Source organism: Trinickia sp. (assembly GCF_051961175.1).
GTDB lineage: Bacteria > Pseudomonadota > Gammaproteobacteria > Burkholderiales > Burkholderiaceae > Trinickia.
Genome location: NZ_JBQCDN010000046.1, coordinates 1 through 8,278 on the forward strand (window position 1 = coordinate 1; position 8,278 = coordinate 8,278).

General features: G+C 63.2%; 9 protein-coding genes. 8 read left to right on the top strand and 1 reads right to left on the bottom strand.

All coding sequences use genetic code 11. From position 1 onward, the window contains the following. Positions 1-103: 103 nt before the first annotated feature. From ACTHL0_RS03000 to ACTHL0_RS03010, 3 genes are all read left to right on the top strand, one after another. Positions 104-2,320: a fimbria/pilus outer membrane usher protein gene (locus ACTHL0_RS03000; protein WP_440565107.1), complete on the top strand. Its 2,217-nt coding sequence runs from the start codon at positions 104-106 to the stop codon at positions 2,318-2,320. After that, the gene (locus ACTHL0_RS03005; protein WP_440565108.1) at positions 2,317-2,829 is read left to right on the top strand and encodes a spore coat protein U domain-containing protein; all 513 of its coding nucleotides are present in this window, start codon (positions 2,317-2,319) and stop codon (positions 2,827-2,829) included. The genes ACTHL0_RS03000 and ACTHL0_RS03005 overlap by 4 nt, the downstream gene beginning before the upstream one ends. 84 nt (positions 2,830-2,913) lie before the next feature. Next, a complete protein-coding gene (locus ACTHL0_RS03010) occupies positions 2,914-3,459 on the top strand; it encodes a hypothetical protein (protein ID WP_440565109.1) in 546 nt (181 codons plus the stop codon). Between the two features lie 164 nt (positions 3,460-3,623). Here ACTHL0_RS03010 and ACTHL0_RS03015 read toward each other — a convergent pair whose 3' ends face one another. Beyond that, on the bottom strand, positions 3,624-4,550 hold the full coding sequence (locus tag ACTHL0_RS03015) for a LysR family transcriptional regulator (protein WP_440565110.1): 927 nt from the start codon (positions 4,548-4,550) through the stop codon (positions 3,624-3,626). Between the two features lie 114 nt (positions 4,551-4,664). Between ACTHL0_RS03015 and ACTHL0_RS03020 the strand changes: the two genes are divergently transcribed. From ACTHL0_RS03020 to aroE, 5 genes are all read left to right on the top strand, one after another. After that, on the top strand, positions 4,665-5,615 hold the full coding sequence (locus tag ACTHL0_RS03020) for a ketopantoate reductase family protein (protein WP_440565112.1): 951 nt from the start codon (positions 4,665-4,667) through the stop codon (positions 5,613-5,615). After that, positions 5,612-6,004: a VOC family protein gene (locus ACTHL0_RS03025; protein WP_440565113.1), complete on the top strand. Its 393-nt coding sequence runs from the start codon at positions 5,612-5,614 to the stop codon at positions 6,002-6,004. The genes ACTHL0_RS03020 and ACTHL0_RS03025 overlap by 4 nt, the downstream gene beginning before the upstream one ends. 1 nt (position 6,005) lies before the next feature. Continuing rightward, entirely contained in the window at positions 6,006-6,467 is a 462-nt protein-coding gene (locus tag ACTHL0_RS03030) for a MaoC family dehydratase (RefSeq protein WP_440565114.1), read from the top strand. Beyond that, positions 6,464-7,678, top strand: a complete 1,215-nt coding sequence (locus tag ACTHL0_RS03035; RefSeq protein WP_440565115.1) for a CaiB/BaiF CoA transferase family protein — start codon at positions 6,464-6,466, stop codon at positions 7,676-7,678. Before ACTHL0_RS03030 ends, ACTHL0_RS03035 begins: the two co-directional genes overlap by 4 nt. A gap of 7 nt (positions 7,679-7,685) precedes the next feature. Then, positions 7,686-8,278, top strand: a 593-nt coding sequence (aroE, locus tag ACTHL0_RS03040) for a shikimate dehydrogenase (RefSeq protein ID WP_440565116.1), incomplete at its 3' end; no start/stop codon positions are given.

An 8,278-nucleotide genomic window follows, 5' to 3' on the forward strand; every position in this document is an offset into this window, starting at 1 on the left:
CGCAGGGGCGAACGCGATGATCTTGGCAGGGGGGGCTGACCTGAGCATGGCCAATGACCAAGAGGGGGCGGGTGCAGCGAGCGGCGATGCTGAGGAACTGCTCGTGCAGCTCGACATCAACCAGCAGGGGCTGGATGACACCGTGCTGCTGCTCAAGGGCAGTGGCGGTGAGCTGTATGCGGCGGAAGACGACCTGAAGCGTTGGCGACTGCGCGTGCCGGCATCGCAGCCGATCATCCATAAGGGCGTGACATTCTATTCGCTGGCGATCGACGGACTGACCTACGTAGTCGACGAATCGCGCTCGACGGTCGCAGTCGCCGCGCCGCCACAGGCGTTTGTCGCGACCGAGCTTGACGAGGCGAACAGGCCCGCCGCGCCGGCGGCAAAGCCCGGCATCGGTGGGTTCATCAACTACGATCTCTACGCCGAGCGGTCATCGGGCATCACGCGCAAGTCCGGGCTGTTCGAACTGGGCCTGTTCAGCGGTTTAGGCGTCGGCACGGGGAGCTTCGTGGTGAACGACGGTGAACCGCTCGAGCGGCGCTTCACGAGGCTCGAGACCACCTGGACATTGGACCGCCCGGAAGCATTGAGTACGCTGCGCATCGGCGACTCGATCAGTCAGCCGGGGATGTGGGGGCGCAGCGTTCGTTTCGGGGGCATCCAATACGGCACCAACTTCGCGGTACAGCCTGGGCTCGCGACGTTGCCTCTGCAAAGTGTGAGCGGGCAGGCCGTGCTGCCGTCGAGCGTGGATGTCTACGTGAACAACGTGTTGAGTTCGCGCAAGGACGTTGCGCCCGGCCCCTTCTCCATCACGAACGTGCCCGTCGTGACCGGACAGGGCGACGTGCGCGTGGTCGTGCGCGACGTGCTCGGGCGCGAACAGGTCATTAATCAGCCGTTCTACGTGAGCGCGAGCCTGCTCAATGCTGGCCTGCACGACTATTCCTATGAGCTGGGTGCGGTGCGCCGGAACTTCGGGATTGACAGCAACGACTACGGCCAACCGTTCTTCTCCGGCACGCATCGGCTGGGCCTGACGGATCGGCTGACGGGTGAGCTGCGCGCGGAAGTTCAGGCGCAGCATCAGACGGTCGGCGTGGGCGCCACTTGGCTGCTGCCGTCACTCGGAATCCTGAGCGGCGCGGTGGCGGCCAGCCATAGCCGTGCCGGCAGCGGTGCGCTCGTGGCGGCAGGGCTGGAGCGACAAGCGAGTCCCGTCAGCTTCGGCGCCCACGTGCAGATCGCGAGCGCTCGCTTCGCGCAATTGGGCTTTGACGCCGATAATCCCCCGCCACGTTGCGTGGCCAATGCCAATGTGGGTATGGCGATGCCCGGTGGTGGTTCGCTCGGGCTGGCCTATGTCTACCTCGACAATCGCGGCAGCGCCGCGACACAGACAGATGGCCGGTTTCAGTTAGTGTCGGCCAGCTACGGCACACAACTGGGGCGCCTCGGATTTCTTAGCCTCAGCGTATCCAGGTCGCTGCACGGTGGCGGTGACACCCTTGTCGGAGCCAACTGGACCATTCCTCTCGGTCAGCGCACCACCACGTCGGTCAGCGTGACGCGCCAGGGCGGCCATACCGATGCGCTGTTGCAGCTGCAGCAAGGGCTGCCGGCGGGCACGGGCTTTGGTTATTTGCTGGAGCAGGGTCAGCGCGGTACGCGCGACGTCAGCGTAAGCGCACAGAACGGCATCGGCACCTATGACATCGAGGCCGCGAGCAGTCAGGGGCAGACTGGCGTGCGTGTCAGCGCGTCGGGCGGCATCGCGTTGCTGGACGGTGTGCATCTGGCCAGGCGCATCACCGACAGCTTCGCGCTCGTCGATTTGCCCGAGTTTCCCAATGTGCGGGTCTATGCGGACAACCAACTGGTTGGTCGCACGGATGCCAAGGGGCAGATGCTGTTGCCGCGTTTGCGAGCGTACGAAAAGAACCCCATTTCGATTGAGCAAATGGATCTGCCGTTCGATGCCAAAGTCGGGACCCTATCGATTGACGCGGTGCCGTACTACCGCAGCGGCATGGTCGTGCATTTTCCCGTCACGCATGCCCACGATGCCCTGTTGACCATTGGTCTCGAGGACGGTACGCCGCTGCCCGCGGGCGCTGTGGTCAAGCTTGGCGATCAGGCGCAGGAATTCCCGGTCGGCCGCGACGGCGAGGTCTACCTGACGGGCCTTTCCGCGCAGAACCGGCTGCGCGCGAGTTGGCGCGACCAGAGTTGCGATATCGCCGTGCCGTTTGCAGCGTCGGGCGATCCGCTACCCCACCTTGGTTCTTTCGTTTGCAAAGGAGTGCTGCAATGACAGGCTTTATCCAATCGACGGCCCAGCGAAAGGCGCTGCCCCGCACGGCTCTGTACGCGTTCATCTCGTTAGCGCTGATCGCGCTCGCGCCGCCGGCGTTCGCCGCCGCCGTCAACTGCACGGTCAACGTGCCGGCGGTCAACTTCGGCACCTATGACACCAGGAGCAGCGACAGCAGCGCCACCACCGTCACGATCGACTGTACTGGCTTGGGTCCCACAAAATCAGTCAGTTACACCTTGACTGCGAGCAGCGGCCCAGGCAGCTATTCGAATCGGCAAATGGTCAGCGGCAGCCAAGTGATTTCCTACAACCTCTATACGAATTCGGCACACTCGGCGATCTGGGGCGACGGAACAAGCGGTACCGCCACGTACAGCGGGACCGTTACCAACCAGTCCCCCAGCGCGACGGTCACGGTGTACGGCTTGATCAACAGCGGGCAGAACGTCGCGCCGGGGGTTTACGGGACAACAGCGCCCATCACTGTCACGTTGACCTGGCAGTGACGCAGTGACGCATTGACGCATTGACGATGCTCCGATGACAAACCCAATTCGCCCAGCCACATGCGCGAGGAAATGGTGAACCCTATGGAATACGCAAATCAACCGGCGCCCGTGCACCACACGCACTGCAGTCCGACGCGCGAGAGGCGGGCCCGCGCCGCTGCAGGCAGCGTGCTTGCGCTGCTCGCCTTGCTCACGTTTTCCGATACGAGCGGCGCGCGCCAAGCCACCGGCCGTCTCGCGGTAGGCACGACAGTTCAGGCCTATGCGCAGATGAAAGCGAGTAACCCCACACAGTTTATCGTGACCAACAAGGACACGAACATGGGGTACGTCAATGTCCCCAACTCAAGTAATCTCGTCGGCTCGCAACTTGTGGTGACGACGAATGATCGAGCTGGCTACTCGCTGTTGTTCCAGGTAGCGCCTGCCATGCAGTCGATGTTTGTGTCGATCGAGGTGTCCGGGTTGGGCACGAGCGTGGTCCTCCCAGCTACGGGAGGAAAGGTCAATCTGCCGTATTCCGCGGCGAGCAACAGCTTTACGCTGACCTATCGCTTTACTTTGGTCAAGAAGATCAAAGACGGTACGTTCGCGTGGCCGCTCACCATCGTCGTGCATCCGAATTAGCAGGGAACGGCAAACGCACGCGCTGGATTGACGGCCGCCGCCTGCGTTAAACAGGCCCCGTTCCTGAGAGAGCGTCCATATCGCCCTACGCTGCAATCGGATGTCAACCAAGTTCAGGTCGAAGATCGCGGAGATGCGACCGCTGCGGCAATCATGAAGGCCGATTAGTTTGAGTGAATGCCGTTCGCCCCCGACACGCCAAACAACCGCGAGACCACCGAACGCAGCCAGCGATTACCCGCCTCGTGATGGTAGCGTGCATGCCAATGCTGCCGCACGGCGAAGCCCTCGACCGGAATAGGGCACGGATGGACTGCGAGGTCGCTGGCATGCGCCAGCGTCTCCCCGATATGACGCGGCAGCGTCGCAATCAGGTCCGTGCTCTGCACAATGGTGCCGAGCCCCAGAAAACCGGGCAATTCCAGCGCGATCCGCGGTTCGATGCGCTCCCGTACGAGCGCCCGTTGGAGCAGCGCCGCGCCGGTTCCCGCCGTGATGGCGACATGTGCCTCGCTCCGGTACGCCTTGACAGTGAGCCTCTTGCGAATCCTCGGATGATGGCGATTCGCGAGGCACACCCAGTCCTGCTCGTAAAGCTGCTGCTGATAAATGCCGCCACTCAGCCACGGCACGTGTCCAATCGCGAGATCGGCTTCGCCCGATTCGAGCGCCCGCTCCGTATTGCCATCGATCCGCGTAGCCTCCAGACGCACCTCGGGGGCTTGCGCACGGACGTGTGCAAGCAAGCGCGGCAGCAGCGTCACGTGGCTCGCATCGGTCATACAGATGCGAAACCGCCGCTGCGCCGTGGCCGGATCGAACGCGATTTCCCAAGCGGCCAAGCGCCGCAACGATTCGAGAATTTCCCGGCACGGGCCGATCAGCGCGTCGGCCTGGGGCGTCGGGGCCATGCCCGTCGGCGTGCGAATAAAGAGCGAATCGTGCAAATGCTCACGCAGCCGCGCCAGCCAGATGCTGACGGTCGGCTGGCTCTGACCCAGTTGCTCAGCCACGCGCGTGACGTTGCGTGTGTCATAGAGCAGGTCGAACAATTGGAGAAGCTTGATGTCGGGCAAATCGGGGGCAGTCATGGTGTCCGTCGTTATCGCATCGTTATTGCGGTAGACAATAACCTCATTGTAGCCATTGCATTGCGAAATCGGCATGCGTTTCTTATCTTGACGTGACACGTTAAGGAGACGCACTTGAAAATTGCAATTCTGGGTGCCGGAGCGCTCGGCTGTGCGATCGGCGCGACGCTCACCGAAGGCGGCCATGAAACCTGGCTGGTCGACCATTCTCCCGCGCACGTCGATGCGATGCGGACGCACGGCTTGCGCGTCGACGATACGCGCGGCTCGCGCCATGTGCAGGTCCGCGCAACCACGCAGCCTGCGGAAGCGGGTACAGCCGAGGTCGTCATCGTGCTCGTCAAATCGTTCCATACGGACGCGGCGATTCGCAGTGCACAGGCGCTCGTGGGACCGGAGACGGTGGTGCTGTCGCTGCAGAACGGCCTCGGTCACGAAGACATCCTGGCCAACGTCGTCGGTGCCGAACGCGTGCTGGCGGGCAAGACCTACGTCGGGGGCGTGCTGCGCGGCCCGGGGCATATCGAGTCGGGCGTCGTGGGCAAGCAGACGATCATTGGCGAATTGGACGGGCGTGTGACCGATCGCGTTCAGCGTATCGCCGATGCATTCAACCACGCGGGGCTTTCGACGCAGGTTAGCGACAACATTGTCGGCACCATGTGGGACAAGCTGCTCGTGAACGTTGCGACGGGCGCGCTAACCGGCATCACGTCACTGACGTATGGCCAGCTCTACGACGAGCCTTTGCTTAAGGCGACATCGCTGGCGGCCGTCGGAGAAGCGATCGCCGCCGCGCAGGCCGCGGGCGTCAAGCTCTCGATGACCGAGCCGGAGCAAGCGTGGACGCTGGCCGCCGAAGGTTTGCCCGCGGCATTCAAGACATCGATGCTGCAGAGCCTCGAAAAAGGCTCCATCACCGAAATCGACTTCATCAACGGCTCGGTCGTTCGTTGGGGCGCGCGCCACGGCGTGCCGACGCCCGTCAACGCGACGCTCGTTGCCTGCATCAAGGGCGTAGAGCGCGCGATGGCCGATCGCCAGAAAGCGGAGGCGCGGGCATGAGCACGCCGAAAGCCTACCTGGAACACGTCGCCTTCTTCGTGCGTGACATTCATTGGCACATCCGCTTTTTCGAGGACGTGTTCGGCATGACGATGCGCGAGGTCGATGGCACACCTGAAACGCCGCGTCAATACTGGACGCTCGGCGGTATGCAATTCATTCACATGCCGGATTTCGAGGGGCCGGAGGGGAGGCTCGGCCATCTCGGCATCATGTGCGAAGACGTCGAAGCCGCGCTCGCCGCTGCACGTCGCTACGACGTGCGGCCGATGCCGCAAGGTACGAACTGGCTGCGTTTGCCCGATGGTCTCGCTATCGAATTCATTCAGGCTAAGCCCGCGCGCTGCGTTGCGCAGGTGCTCGCCATCGATCCGCGTTCGGAGGCATGACATGACGATCGTTGAAAAATACTGGGACGACGCGCGCGAAGGCGATGAATGCGTAAGCCCGCACTACACCGTCACGAAGGAACGCATTCTCGCGTACGCCGATCTTACCGGCGATCACACGCCTGTGCATGTCGATGAAGAATACGCGAACGCGAGCCATTTCGGCTGCCTCGTCGCGCATGGCTTGTTCGGCCTTTCGATCGCCGATGGGCTGAAAACGCAGAGTGACTATCGGTTCGTACCCGGCATGTCGCTGGGCTGGAGCTGGGACTTTGTTCTGCCGATCAAAGTCGGCGACGTCCTGCACGTGAACTTTGGCGTCGGTTCGATGCGGCCCAGCAAGAGCCGTCGAGGCTGGGGCATCGTCTTTCTGCCTTCGGAACTCATTAATCAGCACGGCGAAGTCGTGCAGCGCGGCGAGCATCGTCTGATGGTGCCGCGCCGCCCGGGAGCCGCACGATGAAGCCGCTTCGTCCGCTCGAAGGGATTCGCGTCGTCGATTACAGCCACTTTCTCGCCGGTCCCTATGTTGGGCGTTGCCTTGCGGCGCTCGGGGCCGAAGTCATCAAGGTCGAGCGTCCCGGTGGCGGCGACGCAGGACGCCAACACGCGACCGTTCTCGACGATCGCACCAGCGGCTATTTCCTGCAGCTCAATATGGGCAAGCGCGGCGTCTGCGTGAACATGAAGGATCCGCGCGGCAAAGCCTTCATGGAGCGGCTCTGCGATTCGGCGGACGTGTTCGTGGAGAACTATCGTCCCGGTGCGCTCGATAAGCTCGGCCTCGGCTACGAGACGCTGTCGGCGCGCAATCCGGGGCTGATTTACTGCTCGATTTCGGCGTACGGGCACACTGGGCCCGACGCGCATCGCGCGGGTTTCGGCCTGATCGCGGAAGCAAAGAGCGGCATCATGCAAATGGTCGGGAACCCAGGTGAGCGTCCGCCGCTGCTGCGCATTTCGCTCGGCGATATGTACACGGGCATTCACGCCGTCGCGGCGGTCAATGCAGCGCTGCTCGGCCGCGTGAAGAGCGGGCGAGGGCAGCACATCGATATGGCGCTCTACGACACACTGGTCTCGATGCACGAATACGCGGTTCAGTGCTACACGCTGGCGGATGTGCTGCCAGAGCAAACCGGACACGACATGCCCGGCTCGACGCTATACGGCGTGTTTCGTGCAACCGATGGCGATCTGGTGATCGCGGCCCAGGTCGACGACGCCTGGAAGCGCTTCGCCGCTCTGATCGAAGCAACCGGCGGCGCCTGCGGCTTCGGTGCCGACACACGGTTTCATCGCAGCGTCGGACGCAACGCGTATCGGCTGGAGATCCTGGCCGTGGTCGAACCCTGGGTTGCCGCGCGCACGGTGGCGCAAATCCTCGAACTGCTCGACGGCATCGATGTGCCTTGCGCGAAGGTGCAACGCATTGACGAGGTGATCGCCGATCCGCAGATTCAGGCGCGCGGCATGATCGTCGAACAGGAACATCCGCGCTACGGCACGCTGCGTTTGCCTGATCTGCCGTTCCGTTTCTCCGCATGCGATACCACGATACGCGAGGTCGCGCCCGATCTCGGCCAGCACAATGTAGAAGTCGCGCAATCGCTCGGTTTCACGCCCGCCGAGATCGATTCGATGCAAACGGACGGCGTGCTGTTCGACAAGTGAGATGACTATGAGCGATACCTATGCAGTCATTGGCCATCCTATCGGCCATACGAAGTCGCCGCTGATTCACCGCCTGTTCGCCGAAGCGACGCAACAGGCGATGCACTACACGGCGATCGAAGGCCCGCGCGAGCCGGATGGCGCGTTCGCGGCCACGGTACGCGAGTTTATCGCGGCGGGCGGTAAGGGTATGAATATCACGGCGCCGTTCAAGCTTGCTGCTTTCGATATGGCGGATGAGCGCAGCGAGCGCGCAACGCTTGCCGGCGCGGCGAATGCGTTCAAGTTCGAGGGCGGGCGGATCCTTGCCGACAACTTCGACGGCATCGGTCTGCTGCGCGATATCGAAGCGAACCTGCATGCGCCGCTCGCGGACAAGCGCGTGCTGTTGCTCGGCGCGGGCGGCGCGGCGCGGGGCGCATTGCTGCCGTTCCTGAACGCGGGCCCCGCTGAGCTTGTCATCGCCAATCGCGATGTCGAGAAGGCGCGTGCGCTGGCGTCGCAACTGGCGCAGCATGGCCCGATCACCGCGCGCGCTTACGGCGAACTCGAGCGGATGGGGCGCTTCGAGCTGGTGATCAATGCAACTTCCGCGAGTCT

Bases quoted from the DNA above. Each gene is read 5' to 3' on its own strand.
- ACTHL0_RS03005 (WP_440565108.1), top strand. From the start codon at position 2,317: ATGACAGGCTTTATCCAATCGACGGCCCAGCGAAAGGCGCTGCCCCGC.
- ACTHL0_RS03010 (WP_440565109.1), top strand. From the start codon at position 2,914: ATGGAATACGCAAATCAACCGGCGCCCGTGCACCACACGCACTGCAGT.
- ACTHL0_RS03015 (WP_440565110.1), bottom strand. From the start codon at position 4,550: ATGACTGCCCCCGATTTGCCCGACATCAAGCTTCTCCAATTGTTCGAC.
- ACTHL0_RS03025 (WP_440565113.1), top strand. From the start codon at position 5,612: ATGAGCACGCCGAAAGCCTACCTGGAACACGTCGCCTTCTTCGTGCGT.
- ACTHL0_RS03030 (WP_440565114.1), top strand. From the start codon at position 6,006: ATGACGATCGTTGAAAAATACTGGGACGACGCGCGCGAAGGCGATGAA.
- ACTHL0_RS03035 (WP_440565115.1), top strand. From the start codon at position 6,464: ATGAAGCCGCTTCGTCCGCTCGAAGGGATTCGCGTCGTCGATTACAGC.